Source organism: Pseudomonas sp. FBCC-B545, assembly GCF_059134095.1.
In genome coordinates, this window is the sequence record NZ_CP101441.1 from 2,422,641 (window position 1) to 2,442,005 (window position 19,365).

General features: G+C 61.0%; 14 protein-coding genes. 5 read left to right on the top strand and 9 right to left on the bottom strand.

Annotation, left to right across the window (positions count from 1 at the left end; genetic code table 11):
• The first annotated feature begins 2 nt into the window (after positions 1 to 2).
• Positions 3 to 638: a LexA family protein gene (locus NMB39_RS11300; protein ID WP_057024271.1), complete on the top strand. Its 636-nt coding sequence runs from the start codon at positions 3 to 5 to the stop codon at positions 636 to 638.
• Here NMB39_RS11300 and NMB39_RS11305 read toward each other — a convergent pair.
• The 4 genes from NMB39_RS11305 to NMB39_RS11320 form a co-directional block, all read right to left on the bottom strand.
• Entirely contained in the window at positions 635 to 2,560 is a 1,926-nt protein-coding gene (locus tag NMB39_RS11305) for an acetyl/propionyl/methylcrotonyl-CoA carboxylase subunit alpha (RefSeq protein ID WP_494339229.1), read from the bottom strand. The genes NMB39_RS11300 and NMB39_RS11305 overlap by 4 nt on opposite strands.
• Entirely contained in the window at positions 2,557 to 3,363 is an 807-nt protein-coding gene (locus NMB39_RS11310) for a gamma-carboxygeranoyl-CoA hydratase (protein WP_046068688.1), read from the bottom strand. The genes NMB39_RS11305 and NMB39_RS11310 overlap by 4 nt, the downstream gene beginning before the upstream one ends.
• 61 nt (positions 3,364 to 3,424) lie before the next feature.
• Entirely contained in the window at positions 3,425 to 5,032 is a 1,608-nt protein-coding gene (locus tag NMB39_RS11315) for a carboxyl transferase domain-containing protein (protein WP_494339228.1), read from the bottom strand.
• A gap of 11 nt (positions 5,033 to 5,043) precedes the next feature.
• Entirely contained in the window at positions 5,044 to 6,207 is a 1,164-nt protein-coding gene (locus NMB39_RS11320) for an isovaleryl-CoA dehydrogenase (RefSeq protein WP_494339227.1), read from the bottom strand.
• A 150-nt stretch (positions 6,208 to 6,357) separates the two neighbouring features.
• Between NMB39_RS11320 and NMB39_RS11325 the strand changes: the two genes are divergently transcribed.
• Together NMB39_RS11325 and NMB39_RS11330 are read left to right on the top strand one after the other, a co-directional pair.
• The gene (locus NMB39_RS11325) at positions 6,358 to 8,004 is read left to right on the top strand and encodes an AMP-binding protein (protein WP_494339226.1); all 1,647 of its coding nucleotides are present in this window, start codon (positions 6,358 to 6,360) and stop codon (positions 8,002 to 8,004) included.
• Between the two features lie 69 nt (positions 8,005 to 8,073).
• Positions 8,074 to 11,757 (top strand): dermonecrotic toxin domain-containing protein, encoded by a 3,684-nt coding sequence (locus tag NMB39_RS11330; RefSeq protein ID WP_494339225.1) that lies wholly within the window; start codon positions 8,074 to 8,076, stop codon positions 11,755 to 11,757.
• Positions 11,758 to 12,319: 562 nt separating this feature from the next.
• On the opposite strand, the gene NMB39_RS11335 is transcribed toward NMB39_RS11330, so the two are convergent.
• The 3 genes from NMB39_RS11335 to NMB39_RS11345 all read right to left on the bottom strand — a co-directional run bounded on the left by NMB39_RS11335 (position 12,320) and on the right by NMB39_RS11345 (position 14,679).
• Positions 12,320 to 13,219, bottom strand: a complete 900-nt coding sequence (locus NMB39_RS11335) for a hydroxymethylglutaryl-CoA lyase (RefSeq protein ID WP_057024278.1) — start codon at positions 13,217 to 13,219, stop codon at positions 12,320 to 12,322.
• Between the two features lie 16 nt (positions 13,220 to 13,235).
• Positions 13,236 to 13,628, bottom strand: a complete 393-nt coding sequence (locus NMB39_RS11340) for a MerR family transcriptional regulator (protein WP_043049962.1) — start codon at positions 13,626 to 13,628, stop codon at positions 13,236 to 13,238.
• A gap of 115 nt (positions 13,629 to 13,743) precedes the next feature.
• Positions 13,744 to 14,679 (bottom strand): LysR family transcriptional regulator, encoded by a 936-nt coding sequence (locus tag NMB39_RS11345; RefSeq protein ID WP_056846586.1) that lies wholly within the window; start codon positions 14,677 to 14,679, stop codon positions 13,744 to 13,746.
• Between the two features lie 151 nt (positions 14,680 to 14,830).
• On the opposite strand from NMB39_RS11345, the gene NMB39_RS11350 reads away from it, so the two are divergent.
• Positions 14,831 to 16,060 (top strand): acyl-CoA dehydrogenase, encoded by a 1,230-nt coding sequence (locus tag NMB39_RS11350; protein WP_043049964.1) that lies wholly within the window; start codon positions 14,831 to 14,833, stop codon positions 16,058 to 16,060.
• A gap of 130 nt (positions 16,061 to 16,190) precedes the next feature.
• On the opposite strand, the gene NMB39_RS11355 is transcribed toward NMB39_RS11350, so the two are convergent.
• Together NMB39_RS11355 and xthA are read right to left on the bottom strand one after the other, a co-directional pair.
• Entirely contained in the window at positions 16,191 to 17,522 is a 1,332-nt protein-coding gene (locus NMB39_RS11355; protein ID WP_494339224.1) for a substrate-binding domain-containing protein, read from the bottom strand.
• Between the two features lie 199 nt (positions 17,523 to 17,721).
• A complete protein-coding gene (gene xthA / locus NMB39_RS11360; protein ID WP_043049966.1) occupies positions 17,722 to 18,534 on the bottom strand; it encodes an exodeoxyribonuclease III in 813 nt (270 codons plus the stop codon).
• Between the two features lie 167 nt (positions 18,535 to 18,701).
• On the opposite strand from xthA, the gene NMB39_RS11365 reads away from it, so the two are divergent.
• Positions 18,702 to 19,352 carry a GNAT family N-acetyltransferase gene (locus NMB39_RS11365; protein ID WP_046068680.1) on the top strand — a complete coding sequence of 217 codons (651 nt, stop codon included), beginning with the start codon at positions 18,702 to 18,704 and terminating at the stop codon, positions 19,350 to 19,352.
• Positions 19,353 to 19,365 lie beyond the last annotated feature (13 nt).

The following is a 19,365-nucleotide window of genomic DNA, read 5'->3' on the forward strand; positions in this document are numbered from 1 at the left end:
CCATGGATAACTGGATAGCATTGGTCAAGGCCAACATGAAAGACCGCAAGGTCACGCAAGGCGAACTGGCGGAACGCCTGGGCATGTCCCAGGGCGGTGTCGGCCACTGGCTCAACAAACGCCGCGTACCGAGCCTGGCGGACATGAACCGGGTGCTCGCGGAACTAGGGTTGGGGGACCTGGAAGTGGCGCTCGAGATTCGCGAGCGGGCCGCAACAGAGGCGACGTTGCAACGACGCTACAACCCGTATTTCCGCTACCCGGTCAGCGACTGGAAGCAGGCGTGCGAGTTGCGCGAAGAGCGGGCGGCCTATGGAACGAGTCGCTACGAATTGACCGATTACCACGCTCAAGGCAAGGCGTTCTGGCTACCGGTGACGAGCGATGCCATGACTGCCCCCACGGGCCTGAGCATCGGTGCCGGGATGATGATCCTGGTGGACCCGGCCATCGAGCCCGAACCCGGCAAACTGGTGGTTGCCCAATGGGCTGGCAGCCCCCAGGCGACCTTTCGCCAATTGCAGGAAGAAAGCGGCCAGCGTTACCTGGTGCCGCTCAATCCTACTTACCCCAAGGCGCTGCTCACCGAGGATTGCCGCATCCTGGGGGTAGTGGTGCAAGCCACGGCGAAGTTCTAGCCGGCCGTTTCAAGCTCCACCAGCGCGCTGCCTTCAGCCACCATTTCACCTTCCATGCAGAACAGCGCCTTGACCACTCCAGCCTGGGGCGCACGGATGCTGTGTTCCATCTTCATGGCTTCCAGCACCACTAGTTGAGTGCCAGCCTCGACCGTTTGGCCTATCTCTACCAATACGCGCACGATGCTGCCGTTCATCGGAGCGGTAAGGCCGCCTTGATGGGATTGCCCGGCCTCCACCGCCGCAATCGGATCGAACAGGCTGACCGCATGCATCTCACCGTCCCAACGCAGGTACAGGCTGCTTGCACTGCGGACCGCCAGGTGAGCACGGCGCACCCCTTGGTGCTCGATCAGCAATTGCTCGCCGCACAGCTGTGACGCGTGCCCCGCTAATGTCACCAGCCGATCCTGCCCATTGCAACTCAGGTGCAGCGAAACCTCGGCCGGCAGGCCCGCACGAAAGCCCTGGTTATTGGCCCACGGGCCATCGCCCGTCGGCAGGCTCTGCATAAACGCCGAGCCCGCCGCCTGCCAGAACGCATCGCTTAATGCACCGGGCGCCGGTAACAGCTCATCCTGATAACGAGGAATAAAGCCGGTATCCAGTTCGGCGGCCGCAAACGCGGGATGACCGATGATGCGTCGCAGAAAGCCCAGGTTGGTCTTGAGCCCGCCGACTGCAAACTCGTCGAGCATGCTCAGTAACCGCAAACGCGCCTGTTCACGGTCTTCGCCCCAGGCAATCAACTTGCCCAGCATCGGGTCGTAGAAGGGCGACACGTCGTCGCCTTGCTCGACACCGCTGTCCACTCGGCGGCCCGGGCCTGGGTCGGACTCGCGGTACAGCGCCAGGTGCCCGGTGGCCGGCAGGAAGTCATTGGCCGGGTCTTCGGCATACAGCCGTACTTCAATCGCATGGCCGATCAACGGCACTTGGTCTTGAGTGATGGGCAGCGCCTCGCCCTGGGCCACCCGGATCTGCCAGGCCACCAGGTCCAGACCGGTGATTGCCTCGGTCACCGGGTGTTCCACTTGCAGTCGCGTGTTCATCTCCATGAAGAAAAACTCGCCACGGGCATCCAGCAGAAATTCCACCGTACCTGCGCCGACATAACCGATGGCCTGGGCCGCACGCACGGCTGCTTCGCCCATGGCCTTGCGTTGCTCGACACTTAAGCCCGGCGCCGGGGCTTCTTCGACGACTTTTTGATGGCGACGCTGGATCGAGCAGTCGCGCTCATTGAGGTACAGGCAGTGGCCATGCTGGTCGGCAAACACCTGGATCTCGACATGCCGCGGCTTGAGCAGGTATTTCTCCACCAGCATCTGCCCATTGCCGAAAGATGACAGCGCTTCGCGCTGGGCAGAGGCCAGGGCTTCGGCCAATTGGCTGACATCCTCGACCACCTTCATGCCCTTGCCGCCGCCGCCGGCCGTGGCCTTGAGCAGTACCGGGTAGCCGATACGCTCACAGGCGGCGCGGAAGGTTTCCAGGTCCTGGGCCTCGCCGTGGTAACCCGGCACCAGCGGTACGCCGGCGGTTTCCATCAGGGCCTTGGCCGCCGATTTGCTGCCCATGGCGTCGATGGCCGAGGCGGGCGGGCCGAGGAAAATCAAGCCGGCGGCCTCGATGGCGCGGGCGAAGCCAGCGTTTTCCGAGAGGAAGCCGTAGCCCGGGTGGATCGCCTGGGCGCCGCTGGCGTGGGCGGCGGCGATCAGTTTGTCGATTTGCAGGTAGCTGTCGGTGGCTTTGCTGCCACCCAGGTCGACGCGGATGTCTGCCTCGCGACTATGGCGTGCATCGCGGTCGATGGCGCTGTGCACGGCCACGGTGGTCAGGCCCATGGCCTTGGCGGTGCGCATGACCCGGCAGGCGATCTCGCCCCGGTTGGCCACCAATACGGTGGTGAGTGTGCTCATGAACGCGGCTCCTGGGCTTGCCAGCTCGGTGCACGTTTTTGCAGGAACGCACGCAAACCTTCCTGGCCCTCGGCGCTCACCCGAATGCGCGCGATGGCGTTTTCACAATAACGTCGCAGCGCAGGCGTGAGGGCACCGTTGCCTACTTCGCGCAGTAAATCCTTACTGGCGCGCATCGCCGCCGGGCTGTTTTGCAGCAGGTTTTCGACCCACTGGTCCACCTGCTGATCCAGGGTTTCGGCCGGATAACTCTCAGCCAGCAAGCCGATTTCCCGTGCTCGCTGGCCGCCGAACCGCTCGGCCGTGAGGGCATAACGACGGGCAGCGCGTTGGCCGATGGCCTGCACCACGAAGGGGCTGATCACCGCTGGCGCCAGGCCGATGCGCACTTCCGACAAACAGAACTGCGCGTCGTCGGCGCCAATGGCCATGTCACAGCAACTGATCAGGCCCAACGCGCCACCGTAGGCCGCGCCTTGCACCACTGCCAGCGTGGGGATTTTCAGCTTGGACAGGTTGTACATCAGCTCCGCCAGTTCACGGGCGTCGTCCAGGTTGGTGTGGTAGTCCAGCTCGGCCGATTGCTGCATCCAGGCCAGGTCGGCGCCGGCGCTGAAATGCTTGCCGCGCCCGCGCAATATCAAAAAACGCACGGAAGGGTCGCCTTGCACCCGGTCCAGGGCAATGATCAGTTCGCGGATCATCTCGGCGTTGAACGCGTTGTTCTTGGCTTCACGACTGAGCCACAGCGTGGCAAAGCCACGGCTGTCGGTGATCAGTTCGAGGGTGTTGAAGTCGTTCATGCAAGGAGCTCCATGATAATGAGAGGCCTCCTGTAGGAGCGAGCAAGCTCGTTCCTACAGGTTACATGCGGAACACGCCGAAGCGGCTCGGCTCGATGGGGGCGTTCAGCGAGGCGGACAAGGCCAGGGCCAGCACATCGCGGGTCTGCAACGGGTCAATGACGCCGTCATCCCACAAGCGCGCGCTGGAGTAGTAAGGGTGGCCCTGGGTTTCATACTGGTCGAGTATCGGTTGCTTGATTGCCGCTTCCTCATCGGCGCTGAACGCGTCGCCTGCGCGCTCGGCCTGCTCCCGCTTGACCTGCACCAGCACCCCGGCGGCCTGTTCGGCACCCATCACGCCGATGCGTGCGTTGGGCCACATCCACAAGAAGCGCGGGTCGTAGGCGCGGCCGCACATGCCATAGTTACCGGCACCAAAGCTGCCACCGATAATCACGGTAAACTTCGGCACCTTCGCGCACGCCACGGCGGTCACCAGCTTGGCGCCATGCTTGGCAATGCCGCCGGCTTCGTACTTCTGGCCGACCATGAAGCCGGTGATGTTTTGCAGGAACAGCAGGGGAATCCCGCGCTGGCAGGCCAGTTCGATAAAGTGCGCGCCTTTCTGCGCGGCTTCGGCGAACAGGATGCCGTTGTTGGCCAGGATCGCAATCGGGTAGCCATGCAAATGCGCGAAGCCGCAGACCAGGGTGGTACCGAACAACGCCTTGAATTCATCGAACACCGAAGCGTCCACCAGCCGTGCGATCACTTCACGTACATCGAAGGGCTGCTTGGCATCCGCCGGGATCACACCGTACAGCTCTTCGCTGCTGTACAGCGGCGCCACTGGCGGCCGTTGCACCAATTGGCCTTGCTTGCGCCAATTGAGGTTGGCCACGCTGCGCCGAGCCAGGGCCAGGGCATGTTCATCGCTGTCGGCATAGTGGTCGGCCACGCCGGAGATCTTGCAGTGCACATCGGCGCCGCCGAGGTCTTCGGCGCTGACCACCTCACCGGTGGCGGCCTTCACCAGCGGTGGCCCGGCCAGGAAGATCGTGGCTTGCTGGCGCACCATAATCGCTTCGTCGGCCATGGCCGGCACGTAGGCGCCGCCGGCGGTGCATGAACCCATCACCACGGCGATCTGCGGGATGCCCTGGGCGCTCATATTGGCCTGGTTGAAGAAGATTCGCCCGAAGTGCTCGCGGTCCGGGAACACCTCGTCCTGGCGCGGCAGGTTGGCGCCGCCGGAGTCCACCAGGTAGATGCACGGCAGGCGGTTCTGCTCGGCGATGGTCTGGGCGCGCAGGTGTTTTTTCACGGTCAGCGGGTAGTAGGAGCCGCCTTTGACCGTGGCATCGTTGGCGACGATCATGCATTCGACGCCTTCCACGCGACCGATGCCGGCAATGACTCCGGCCGCCGGCACGTCTTCGCCATACACCTGATAAGCCGCCAACTGGCTGAGTTCGAGAAACGGCGAGCCCGGGTCGAGCAGGCGATTGATACGCTCACGGGGCAGCAACTTGCCCCGGGAGGTGTGGCGCTCCTGGGCCTTGGTGCCGCCGCCTTGTTGCACATGGGCGAGCAGGCTGTGCAGGGCGTCGACCTGTTCGCGCATCGCCATACTGTTGGCGGCGAACTCCGCCGAGCGTGGGTTGAGCTGGGTATGCAGGGTGGCCATGACGCGCTCCTTCAGCGGGTTTCGTTGAAGAGTTCGCGGCCAATCAACATCCGCCGAATCTCACTGGTACCGGCGCCGATTTCATACAGCTTGGCGTCGCGCAGCAGGCGGCCGGCGGGGAATTCGTTGATATAGCCATTGCCGCCGAGAATCTGGATCGCATCGAGGGCCATCTGCGTGGCGCGCTCGGCGCTGTAGAGGATCACCCCGGCGGCGTCCTTGCGCGTGGTCTCGCCGCGCTCGCAAGCCTGGGCCACCGCGTAGAGATAGGCGCGGCTGGCGTTGAGCTGGGTGTACATGTCGGCGACCTTGCCCTGGATCAGCTGGAATTCGCCGATGCTCTGGCCGAACTGCTTGCGGTCGTGGATGTAGGGCACGATCAAATCCATGCATGCTTGCATGATCCCGGTAGGGCCCCCGGACAGCACCACGCGTTCGTAGTCCAGGCCGCTCATCAGCACTTTCACGCCGCCATTGAGCACGCCGAGGATGTTCTCTTCGGGCACTTCTACGTCATCGAAAAACAACTCGCAGGTGTTGGAGCCACGCATGCCCAGCTTGTCGAACTTGTTGCTGCGGCTGAAGCCTTTCCAGTCGCGCTCGACGATAAAGGCGGTGATGCCGTGGGCGCCTTTCTCCAGGTCGGTCTTGGCATAGATCACATAGGTGTTGGCGTCGGGGCCGTTGGTGATCCAGGTCTTGCTGCCATTGAGGACGTAGCAGTCGCCGCGTTTATCGGCGCGCAGTTTCATCGAGACGACGTCGGAGCCGGCATTTGGCTCGCTCATGGCCAGGGCGCCGACGTGCTCGCCGCTGATCAGCTTGGGCAGGTACTTGAGTTTTTGCTCGTGGTTGCCGTTGCGGTTGATCTGGTTGACGCACAGGTTGGAGTGCGCGCCGTAGGACAGCGCCACTGAAGCCGAACCGCGACTGATTTCTTCCATGCTCACCACGTGGGCCAGGTAACCCAGGCCGGCACCGCCGTATTCTTCCGGCACGGTGATGCCCAACAGGCCCATGTCCCCGAACTTGCTCCACAGATCGACGGGGAACAGGTTGTCGATGTCGATCTGGGCCGCGCGCGGTGCGATCTCCTTGGCTACGAAGGCCTGCACCTGGTCGCGCAGCATGTCGATGGTCTCGCCGAGGGCGAAGTTCAGGGACGGGTAATTCATGGACAGGCACCTTAATGTGAGCTTTGTTGTTGTGTGGGTTGGGCGCCAGGGGAGGGCGCTCACCTTTACGTTAACGTAAGCTTGCGTTACGGCGCTGTCAATCGTAGTTTACGTATACGTCAACCTACAAAAAAGATAACAGGGGTCGTTATGCATCAACCGAATCAGAGCTACAACCGTGGCTCCCAGGACAAGGCTTTGCTGGCTATGACTATCGGCCAGGCCTTTGATCGTACAGCCGCGCAGTGTCCCGATGGCGAAGCCTTGGTGGTCCGCCATCAACTGCGGCGCTACACCTGGCGGCAACTGGCCGAGACGGTTGATCTGCATGCGCGGGCATTCCTGGCTTTGGGCATGCAAACCGGCGACCGCCTGGGCATCTGGGCACCCAATTGCGCCGAGTGGCTGATTTGTCAGGTGGCAAGCGCCAAGCTCGGGGTGATCCTGGTCAATATCAATCCGGCGTACCGCAGCAGTGAGTTGGACTACGTGCTCAAGCAATCCGGCTGCCAGTGGCTGGTGTGCGCCGGAGCGTTCAAGACCTCCGATTACCACGCCATGCTCCAGGCGCTGAAGCCAGATTTGCGTGGCCTCATCAGCCTCGATCCCAGCCCGCCGCCGGGCTTCATGCCCTGGTCGCAGCTGTCGGGCCTGGGCGCCGGTGTCCCGCCCGAGCAACTGCACAGCCGCGAGGCCAGCCTGCACTTCGACCAGCCCGTGAATATCCAGTACACCTCAGGCACCACCGGCTTCCCCAAGGGCGCCACCCTCAGTCACCACAACATCCTCAATAACGGCTACATGGTCGGCGAAAGCCTGGGCCTGACTGCGCAGGACCGCCTGGTGGTCCCGGTGCCGCTGTATCACTGCTTTGGCATGGTGATGGGCAACCTCGGCTGCATCACCCACGGTACCACCCTGATCTATCCCAACGATGGCTTCGACCCACTGCTGACATTGAGTGCCGTCGCCGAAGAAAAAGCCACCGGCTTATATGGTGTGCCGACCATGTTCATCGCCATGCTCGATCACCCACGCCGCGCCGAGTTCGACTTGTCCAGCCTGCGTACCGGGATCATGGCCGGGGCGACGTGCCCTATCGAAGTGATGCGCCGAGTCATCAACGAAATGCACATGCGTGAAGTGCAGATTGCCTATGGCATGACCGAAACCAGCCCGGTATCACTGCAGACCGGTGCGGATGACGATATAGAGCGGCGCGTCACCACGGTGGGCCGTACCCAACCGCAACTGGAAACCAAGATTATCGATGAGACCGGCAACACCGTCGCGCGCGGCGTGATAGGTGAGCTGTGCACCCGTGGCTACAGTGTGATGCTCGGTTACTGGAACCACCCCGAAGGTACCCGCGAGGCCATCGACGACGCCGGCTGGATGCACACCGGCGACCTGGCGACCATGGATGAGCACGGCTATGTGTGCATCGCCGGGCGCAACAAGGACATGATCATCCGTGGTGGCGAAAACGTGTATCCGCGGGAGTTGGAAGAGTTCTTCTTCACCCATCCGGCGGTCGCCGACGTGCAGATCATCGGCATCCCCGATGAGCGTTATGGCGAAGAAATCGTCGCCTGGATCAAGTTCCATCCGGGTCATGTGGCCAACGAGCTTGAACTGTTGAGCTGGTGCAAGGACCGTATCGCCCATTTCAAGACGCCCAGGCACTTCAAGTTTGTGGACGAGTTTCCGATGACGGTGACGGGCAAGATCCAGAAATTTCGCATGCGCGAGATCAGTATCCAGGAGTTGGAGGCTGCCCGCGACAACCTGGGGTAGGTGAATACCGCTGGTTGAAGGGCAAATGATCGCAGATTGATCATTTGTTCTATCAAATGGATGCGGTAAATGAGTGAGCTTGATCAACCTCCCAGCCATCAATCAGTAGCGCCGCAGAGCGTGCATGCGCGGGTTATACAGGACCGGCAGCCCTCCTGGTATGACGCCGCCGCCCTGAAACGCAAGAAGGCCTTTTCACAGACGCAGTTCGAAATGCCGCCATGGTACGCAGCGCTTTCGCCGGACAGACAATCGGCACTAAGTGCCGCTTATGCACGCAGCTTTAATTCGCTGAACAGGCTTGATGTTATTTTCAACGGGCTGCAAGGCGTGGTCACGTTTGCCGAGCCGCTCCTGGTGGCGGCGATGAAGACGAAGTTTGCCGCAGACTATGACGTAAAACGGCTGTTTTTTGCCCGTGAGGCGTTCATGCCCGCCGATCGTTCAAAGGTCGGGGGCTTGGAAGCTTCCGGGTATTGCTACTACCAGGGAGAGAGCCTGCTCGAAGCGGCGCTGGGTAACTTTGCCTTGGAAGACACGATTGAGACCGACGACCAGAACGCCAGCCTCGTCACGCGCTACGATTTCCACCAGCAGCCGCCTGGCAGCCCATTCAATCAGTCGCAAGTGCTTAGCCGTAAAGTCACCATAGCGCCTCATGCATTCGCCAGCCTGTGTCGGGAGTTGGACCTGGGTGCGCAGTACCTGGCCCACGTCGAGTCGTTCATCAGTCCACTGGACCCCCCTCGAACCCCCAGGGGGAGCAGGGCCAGGGCCGTGCGTAATCTTATGGTCAGTGCGACCCGGCATCAGCTGCAATTCGCCGCCGAAGTCGCGGTGGCGCGTGGGGATATCCAGCCGGATGCGTATCAACTGATACAACAGTTGATGAGCAATCAGCAGGATCTGGAATGGCGCGATAAAACAGTTACCTTTTCGAGTTTGAACGTCCTTGGGCAGTCGCTTAAACAAATTATCGTCATCGGGCATGTGAGTATTCACTACCCCGTACGTGGCAATGTGGTGTTCTTGAGCGAGCCCTGCCTGGCGTTTATACCCGGCGACCCTGTTTGCATGTTGAAGGAATACGCCAACCTGGAGGCGCTCAAGTTTGATTTGGTCGAGCGACTGTGCGTGGCCAGCTACCGGCAGTTTTTCAGCCAGTTCATCCCCTATGAGCGGCAAGGGGCGTTTTTTTCCAGGCTCAAGCAGCATCTCGACCCCGCTGAGCAGTCGACAGAGTCTCAAGACTTTGACTCAAGCAAGAAAAATATCAGGACCCTCACCGCCAGTTACGGAACGCGCTACGCCTTGTTGTGGCAGGACCATACCCGGCAAAAAATCGACCTGATGCGCAGCAACGCCCGGGCCATGGCCGTCTCCACCGATGCGGCGGACGCACGTGGGCGTAATGCCTGGCTGGTCAAGTTGGGCAGCACGGCGTTGAATGTCCTGAATGCGGCTGTACTGGTCTTTCCAGAGCTGGCGCCAGTCATGTTAGTGATCGGCGCGGCGCAAATGTTGCAAGAGGTCGCATCGGGTATTGAGGCGTGGGAGGCGGGGGATAAGCAAGCGGTGTGGGCTCACGTATCAGCCGTTGCTTTCAATGCGGCGACGGCCGTTGTAGGCGCCAGGTTATTGCCCTTGGTCAAGAGCGCCTTTGTCGAGAGCCTGGCCCATGTGCGTTGCCCCGATGGCAACATACGCCTGCATGCGCCTGACCTGAGGCCATACCAGCAATCCGTGTCGATGCCCGCGCAGCTTACGGTGAATGGTGACGGGCTGATTGAACATGAAGGCGGCCTGTACCTGCGCGAAGACAATGCGTATTACCGAGTGGAGCAGGTTGGCGCGGGCAATGACTACAAGATCTTGCATCCGCATGATCCGGCGGCCTTCACCCCAAGGGTAAGCCGCACGCGCGCCGGGGCTTGGGCTCATGAGCACGAGATCCCGCTGACCCTGACCGAGGCGCAGTTGATGCGCCGCTTGGGGCCGATGGCAGAGGGGTTTTCGGATCAGCCGCTCAAGCTCAAACGCATCATGCAAATGTCTGGCATCGAGGTGGATGCGCTGCGCCGGATGCATGTGCATCAGGCAGCACTGCCGGGGCTATTGGCCGATACCTTGAAGCGGTTCGAGATTGACCGTTTGGTGGCTGAAGAAGGCTCCAGCGTACGCCCCGCACTGCGTGCTGCGGATCAACTCGAACGCTTTACCCAGCGCTATGCCGCTGCCGAGCGCGCAGAAAGCGCGGCCGCATGGCCGATCAGGCGCTTATTCCCGTCATTACCCAAGGCGATTGTCGAAGAGCTGTTGGACGAAACCAGCGCCGCCGAAATGCAGGTGCTCACCGAGCAGGATCGCGTGCCACTGCGCCTGGCTGAAGAGGCCCGCCATTATCAACAGCAGGTGCGCCTGGCGCGGGCGTATGAGGGCTTGTACCGCAATACCCTGGGCAATGACGACACGCAACGCTTGGTGCTGCACAGCCTGGACAAGCTGCCCGGCTGGCCATCGGGCTTGCGTATCGACGTTATCGAGCGGTTGCCTGCGGGGGATCGCCTGCTGGACTCATTGGGGCCGGAGGACGCCGCGATCAAGCGGCGTCTTATCAAGTTTGGTCCCAGGAACCTTTATGAAGTACAGGATGCCAAGCTGGCGGTATTCAATACCCAGGCGGATATCTATGGGGCGGTACAGTCAGCGGTCCCGACTGAGGACTGGACGGCAATGAAACTGACCGAGTTGGATGGAGGCGCAAGCCTGAAACAGGCGCTGGAGCAGATGCCTTTGATGCCTTGTGAGCAATTGCGCAGGTTGTTGCGCATGCAGCCGATCAAGCCTGGGTATAAACCGCCCATGCGCCTTGCGGAGGGACGTATCGGCTATCCGTTGAGTCCTGTGGGCATTCGATCCGCTCCCTGCGAACAGGCAGCCTCAGCGCTCTATCCGTCACAATCCATCGAAGAGGTGGAGTGGACGCTGAAGCTGCAAGACGCCAGCGATGATGTGTTTTTGGCCCGCATGGACCAACTCGAAGAGGAGTTCACGCAACTGAAGGCGACACTGGACGCCTGGCATGACGAAGACACGACTTATCGCCGATCAAGGGGCCGGGTCGTCAATACTCTCAAGAATGCCTGGCAGCGTTCACCTCCACACTTGCCCATGAGTCCTGAGCAGATGCGCTCTGAGCTACGAGAAGAGGAGGGTGGGCTGTATGTCGTGCGCTTGGCCGACGAGCAAGTCGGTGATTTGCCGCCGATCACCGCGAACATGAGCCATGTGGAATGTCTGGATTTAGCGAGAATGTCACTTTCGGACGCCTCTTTACCTTTCTTGCAGTCATTCAGCGGCTTGCGTTGGCTGGATATCAGCCACAGTAACCTCACGCGCTTGCCGGAGTTCGTCGATGGGGGCGCGCAAATCACCTGGCTCGACCTGAGCAGCAATGACATTCGCCTGACTGCGCCGAGTCGTGAACGCCTGCAGAATATGCAGGGCCTCAAGACCCTCAAGCTCTCCCATAACCGGCAGTTGGGGTGGTCCGCGGACCTTAGCAACCTGCGTGATCTGCAGCGGCTCTATCTGGAAAATACCGGCACCAGGGTATTCCCGGCAGGTGTCGAGGTGCCTGGCAACCTGGCCTGGATCGATCTGCGTACGAATGGGATCACGACCTTGCCCGGCTATGCCATACAGCACCCGGATCGAGTCAATCTACAGGGCAATCCCGTCGCGCCGCTTTGAGGGTACGGGTAACAAACCGCACGTGCAGACAGCACAAAGGGGACCCGAAGGTCCCCTTTAATTTGTCGTTGCGTGCTCTTTTCTTATTATTGAGGGGCGGCCTGTTGTTGTTTTTGGTAGCCGTGGCCCGTACCGCTGTTTTTGGCGACCCCCATCCGGGGTCAAGAGCAAACGTATTTTTTTGAACGCTGACCTGCTTCTTCGTAAACGATCCAACCAGTGGGTAGCTACCTGAGGTAGTTTTATTTTTCTCTATCCGGTTGCGGGTTGCGGCATGCCGTACCCTGTGAAGCCATCTTCTCCAAAAAAATCTGTTAGCTGCGTCTCTGCCGTGTTGTTTTTGTTATGTCAGAGTCGTTTCGTCTTATTTTTATTAGATTTGGTGCTTTTTATTCTTGTTATGCCATAGAGATAGCAGAAGCCGTGCCAACTTTTTAAAAGTCTTTAAAATCAATAGGTTAGTTTTTTCGTGGGAAATGTCTTTACGTATGTGCGCTAAATTCTGTTCCCGCGTTACCCGCCGAGCAGGCGCGCGGTAACACATTGTCACAGCTGTGCTACTTCATCCGGCGCTACGGGCCTTGGCCACACGCGAACCGCTCGGCCGCCCCAGCACTCTGCTGATCTGCTGGCCCGCGCCAATCAAGCGCTCCAGGTCGATACCCGTATCGATACCCAGGCCATTGAGCAGGTACAGCACATCCTCGGTGGCGACGTTACCGCTGGCACCCTTGGCGTAGGGGCAACCGCCGAGACCAGCGATAGAGCTGTCGAACACTTGGATGCCTTCCAGCAGGCCGGCGTAGACATTGGCGATGGCTTGGCCGTAGGTGTCGTGGAAATGCCCGGCCAGTTTGTCCCGCGGTACCTGGGCGCCGACCACTTCGAACAGCCGCCGGGTTGCCCCCGCCGTGCCGGTGCCGATGGTGTCGCCCAGGGACACTTCATAACAGCCCATGGCATACAGTTCGCGAGCGACGGTCGCCACTTGCTCTGGGGCGACAGCGCCTTCATACGGGCAACCCAACACGCACGACACATACCCCCGCACGCTGATGCCATGCTGCCTGGCCGCGGCCATGATCGGCGCGAACCGCGCCAGGCTTTCGCTGATGGAGCAGTTGATATTGCGCTGGGAAAACGCTTCGGACGCTGCGGCAAATACCGCAACTTCCTTGACCCCGGCCGCCAGCGCATCCTCGAACCCGCGCAGGTTCGGCGCCAGCGCGCCATAGGTCACGCCGGGCTTGCGCTGGATCTGTGCAAACACCTCGGCTGAGCCGGCCATCTGCGGCACCCACTTGGGCGAGACAAAACTGCCGACTTCGATATAGCTCAGCCCGGCTTCGCTCAAGGCGTCCACCAGTTGGACCTTATCCGCCACGCTGATGGGCTGGGCTTCATTTTGCAAACCGTCGCGCGGGCCGACTTCCACCAGGCGTACGTGTGAGGGGAGGGACATGGCAGTTACCTTCTGGTCAATGGCCGGCTTGGCTGATGGTGTGCGCGAGGGCTTGAGTGCAACGCTCTTCTGCGGTGTCCAGCTCCAGCTTCATTTGCTCGATATCCAGCAACTGTTGCTCAAGCTGTTCACGGCGCTCGGCGATCTTGGCCAGCATGCTGTTGAGTTGGATCTGGTTGCCGCCGGTGGGGTCGTAGAGCTCGATCAGCTCGCGGCATTCGGCCAGGGAAAAGCCGATGCGCTTACCGCGCAGGATCAGCTTGAGGCTGACTTTGTCCCGCGCCGAGTAGATGCGCTCCTGGCCACGGCGTTCCGGGGCCAGCAGGCCTTGTTCTTCATAGAAGCGAATGGCGCGGGTGGTGATGTCGAGCTCGCGGGCGAGGTCGGAGATGCTGTAGGTGGTGCTCATGGCGGTGCTCAAAAAGGTCTTGGCACTAAGCTAATTGGAGGTTGACGTAAACGTCAAGGGGCGCTGCGCGCCCCATCGGGGGCAAGCCCCCTCCCACAGGGGGACTTCTGCAACTTTAGGCTTGTTGTTTATCGAGTTTCTTTTCATGGGCCGTCACCTGCTGGCATAGCTCGATCATCTGCTCGCGCATCCAGCGGTTCGCCGGGTCCTGGTCGGTGCTTTCATGCCAATACAGGTGGGTTTCTACCAGCGGTACGTCGTTGACCGGCAAATTGAACCAGTGCAGTTCATGGCGGCGGGCAAAGCGCTCGGGCACGGTCATCACCATGTCGGTCTGCTGCAATACCTGGGAGGCCATCAGGTAATGCTGGGAACGCAGGGCGATCTTGCGCTGGATGCCCATCTTGCCCAGGGCCAGGTCCACATGGCCCAACCCGTTACGGCGGCTGGAGATATGGATATGGGTCAGCGACAGGTAGTCATCCAGGCTGAATTTATCCTTGCCTGCCATCGGGTGGCCCTTGCGCATGGCGCATACGTAGCGGTCTTCCATGAGCTTGACGTGGCGCACCTGTGGGTCGGTGTTGAGTGGCGCGTCCACGGCAAAATCCAGGCGCCCGGCCGCCAGCTCCTTGGTGGTTTCACGGCGCTTGGACAGGAAACTCTCGATCACCACCGTGGGCGCCAGGCGGCGCAGGCGCTGGAACAGCTGCGGCAGGATCACCGCCTCGGTGAGGTCGGTCATGCTGATGCGGTAGGTCTTGGCCGCCTGCTGCGGGTTGAAGATTCGGCTTTCCTGCACCGACACCCGTAGCAACGACAGCGCATTGCGCACCGGGCCGATGATGTTCTGCGCCATGGGCGTGGGCACCATGCCTTGGGCGGTGCGCACGAACAACGGGTCGTTGAAGGTCTCGCGCAGGCGGGCCAGGGCGTTCGACACCGCCGGTTGGGTGATGCCGACGATCTGCCCGGCGCGGGTCAGGTTGGCTTCGGTGTAGATCGCATCAAAGACGATGAAAAGGTTGAGGTCGACCTTGCTCAGATTCATTTCGTTGCGCTCTTATTGTTAGATGTCCATACACCGATCATATATCGGTGATGAATGTTAATACACGCCGAGAATAGGCTAGGTAAATTATCAACGCTGTTCTAGCATCGATTGCATGACCTAAACAACCTCTCAGAGAAGGGAGCTGCCCATGGATTTCGCCTATTCGCCCAAGGTTCAGGAACTGCGTGAACGTGTCACCGCGTTCATGGACGCTTACGTCTACCCGGCCGAGCCGGTGTTCGAGCGCCAGGTCAGCGAAGGTGATCGCTGGCAGCCCACCGCCATCATGGAAGAACTCAAGGCCAAGGCTAAGGCCGAGGGCTTGTGGAACCTGTTCCTGCCCGAATCCGAACTGGGCGCAGGGCTCACCAATCTTGAATACGCACCGCTGGCGGAAATCATGGGCCGGTCCTTGCTCGGCCCGGAGCCGTTCAACTGCTCCGCGCCCGACACCGGCAATATGGAAGTGCTGGTGCGCTACGCCAACGAAGAGCAGAAACAACGCTGGCTCGAGCCGCTGTTGCGCGGCGAGATTCGCTCCGCCTTCGCCATGACCGAGCCAGATGTGGCTTCATCGGACGCCACCAACATGGCTGCCCGCGCCGAACGCCAGGGCGACGAGTGGGTAATCAACGGCAAGAAATGGTGGACGTCAGGTGCTTGCGACCCGCGCTGCAAAATCCTGATCTTCATGGGCCTGAGCAACCCGGATGCACCGCGCCACCAGCAGCACTCGATGATCCTCGTTCCTGTGGACACCCCCGGGGTGAAAATCCTGCGTCCGCTGCCGGTGTTCGGCTACGACGACGCGCCCCACGGCCACGCCGAAGTGCTGTTCGACAACGTGCGCGTGCCCTACGAAAACGTGCTGCTGGGGGAGGGACGTGGCTTCGAGATCGCCCAGGGCCGCCTTGGCCCGGGCCGTATCCACCACTGCATGCGCTCCGTCGGCATGGCCGAACGCGCCTTGGAATTGATGTGCAAACGTTCGGTCAGCCGCACCGCGTTCGGCAAGCCTTTGGCGCGTCTGGGGGGCAATATCGACAAGATCGCCGACTCGCGCATGGAGATCGACATGGCGCGCCTGCTGACCTTGAAAGCGGCGTACATGATGGACACCGTGGGCAATAAAGTGGCGAAAAGCGAAATCGCCCAGATCAAGGTGGTGGCGCCGAATGTCGCCTTGAAGGTGATCGACCGTGCGATCCAGATCCATGGCGGTGCCGGGGTCTCCAATGATTTCCCGCTGGCTTATATGTACGCCATGCAACGTACCCTGCGCCTGGCCGATGGCCCGGACGAGGTGCATCGTGCGGCGATTGGCAAGTTTGAGATCGGCAAGTATGTGCCGCGGGAGTTGATGCGTAGCGGGCAGTAGCACCGCGTCGCCTGCAATCGGGGGCAAGCCCCCTCCCACACTAGACCGATTTCCAACATGAGAATGCGGTCCAATGTGGGAGGGGGCTTGCCCCCGATGAGGCCAGTCCAAACACCTCAAACTCCAAGGCTCAGTACACCCAGACCTCCACCCGCCGATTCTTGATACGCCCCTCATCCGCCGTATTCGCCGCTACCGGCATCTGCGCGCCAAACCCGCGGATATCCCTGGGCACCACGCCGCTCTTGACCAGCTCCCGGCGCACCGCCATAGCCCGCAGCTTCGACAGCAACGCCGCACGTTGCGGATCATTCTTGGCATCGCCAAACCCCACCAGGGTTACCTGTTTATCGAGCTTGCCGTGGCTTCTTATATAAGCCACCACCCGCTGCAAATCCTGGCGCGCCTTGTTGTCGAGGCTGGCGCTACCTTCCTCGAAACGAAAATTCACAGTCAAGCGCTGGGCGTCACGGGCGAGGGCCTGGTAGTCGTCGGGCATTGACGGGCGTGGCGCCACGCCAATCGCCTGCACCTGTTGGGCGATAAAGCCATTGGCGGCGACTATTGCCTGGCCCTTGCTGCCTTGGGTGAAGTCCACCAGCGCCTTGGCCCAGGGGTTGCGGGAGGAGGGCGGCAGGTAAAAGAACAGTCGCCGTGACAGCGGGTAATCCTCGGTGGCAATCAAGCTGGTCAAGGGCAACATCGGTTGTGAGTCGCCGTCGACAATCGCCACTGCCTTGGCCTGGCGTACATAGGGCAAGCCGATAAAACCGATGCCCTGGGGGTCATGGCTGACCGCATCGGACAGCGCCTCGCTGGACTCGAAACGCTGTGCGGTCCCCGCAAGCGGTTTGCCGCGTCGGCTCAACACCAGTTCCTTGAAGGTGTCGTAGGTGCCGGACTGATCATCCCGGGCGTAGACATGAATGGCCCCGCCAATGCCCCCCAGCGCTTCCCAAGTGCTGACCTCGCCGTTGAAGATCTGCGCCAGTTGCTCGGTGTTCAGCGTATTGAGTGGGTTGCGCGGGTTGAGGATGATTGCCAGGCCATCGATGGCGATCACCTGTTCGGCTTCGGGGCTTTTCAGGTCACCCAGGGATTCGAGGTCTATCAGTTCGCTGTCCTTGATCGGGCGGGACGCTGCGGCGAGGTCGGCGCGGTTGTTTTTCAGCGCGGCAAAACCGGTGCTGGAACCATGGGCAGCCACTTCGATGGTCACGGTCTTGCCCTGGCGCGTCTTGCCGACTACCCGTTGTTCGTTTGCCCCGTCACCCGGCTCGCTGTGTACACCCTGCAGGCCTTGATGCTCCATCAGACCCTTGACCAACGCCGGGCCGAGTGCCGCCCCGATGGTATTGGAACCCTGGATGCGCAGCGCTGGGCCTTGGTCGGGGACGGCAAGGGGTGCGGCCACGGCGGGCAGGGAGATCGCAAAGCACAGGAACAGAACGCGCAGCCTCATGCCGGCACCTTCTTAAGCCAAAGGGAGTGCCGCGAGATTAAGTCAGTTGGATTGCAGCAATGTGACTGACACTCAGCCGGTCAAAATGTGGGAGGGGGCTTGCCCCCGATAGCGGTGTATCAGCGACAGATGAGCTGGCTGACACACTGTCATCGGGGGCAAGCCCCCTCCCACATTTAGATCTTCACCAGGCTTGCTATCAGCTCAGTTCCAACCAGATCGGCGCATGGTCCGACGGCTTCTCCAGCCCGCGCAGATCGTAATCCACCCCGGCATCCTTGACCCGCGGTACCAAGCCGGTGGACGCCATGATCACGTCAATGCGCAGCCCACGCTTGGGCTCGTCTTCAAACCCACGGCTGCGGTAGTCGAACCAGCTGAAGCGGTCGGCCACGTCCGGGTTGAGGTGGCGGAAGCTGTCCACCAGGCCCCAGTTCTTCAGGCGTGCCATCCACTCGCGTTCTTCCGGCAGGAAGCTGCACTTGCCGGTTTTCAGCCAGCGCTTGGCGTTGTCGGCGCCGATGCCGATGTCACAGTCCTCCGGGGAAATGTTCACGTCGCCCATCACCACCAGCGCCTGGTCATTGCTGAACTGGCTTTCCAGCAGGTGCTGCAAGTCTGCGTAGAAGCGCTGCTTGGCTGGGAACTTGGTCGGATGGTCGCGGCTTTCACCCTGGGGGAAGTAGCCGTTCATGATGGTCACCGGGTGGCCGTTTTCATCGGCGAAGGTGCCCCAGATAAAACGCCGCTGGGCGTCCTCTTCATCGCTGGCAAAACCTTTGTGCACGCTCAGGGCTTCTTTGCGCGAGAGCAGGGCCACACCGTAGTGGCCTTTCTGCCCGTGGTAATACACGTGATACCCCAGGGCCTGCACTTCGGCCAGGGGGAACTGGTCATCGTGGACCTTGGTTTCCTGCAGGCCGATCACGTCCGGTTGATGCTTTTCAATCAGCGCCGCCAGCTGATGAGGGCGAGCACGCAGCCCGTTGATATTGAAGGAGACGATTTTCATGGTCGGCAGTCCAGTCTGGCAAAAGGGCGATGCTAGCCGACAAGTCCGGCGGGGGCCAGCGTGGCGGTCGGGTGAATGCGCTGCTAATGTCTGGGAACGACTGGAGCTGTACAGGTTCGTACCCATAAGAACGCCATGTTTGAGTGGCGCCCAGGAGATTGACTGTTATGCCAGACACTTCGACGGCCATTGCCGACATCCGCCTGCTCAATAGCGGTTACTCCCGCGAGGCGCGATCCCTGCTTTACCAGGCGTATCGCCACGAGCCGACCTTCGCCTACATCTTCGAAGCCGAGCGGCCGGGTTATGAGCAACGGGTGCGCGCCACCGTGCGCGAACTGGTCAAGCAGCACTTTTTCCAGAAGCTTCCCGCCATCGGCCTGTTCGTCAACGACCGGCTGATCGGCATCGCCCTGATTGCACCGCCCCAGCGGCGCCTTGGCATCACCGAGAGTTGGGCGTGGCAGATCCGCATGTGGCTGAGTACCGGCGTGCGCGGCACGCGGCGTTACCTGGAATACCATCAGGCGGTCCTGGCATGCCTGCCCAGCGAGTCGGTGCATGTATTGCCGCTGTTGGGTATTCACCCACAGTTCCAGGGCAAGCACTTCGGTGAGCAACTATTGGAAGCGGTACACAATTGGTGCGCCGACGACCCGCATTCCTCCGGGGTGGTGCTCGACACTGGCAACTCCCGCTACCTGGATTTCTACAAGCGCCAAGGCTATGAAGAGATCGGCGAAGTCGCCGTAGGCCCGGTGCTGGAACATGTGTTTTTCCATCCCAATCCCCAGGCGTTACATGCTGCAACGGCTTAGACAGAATTATTCA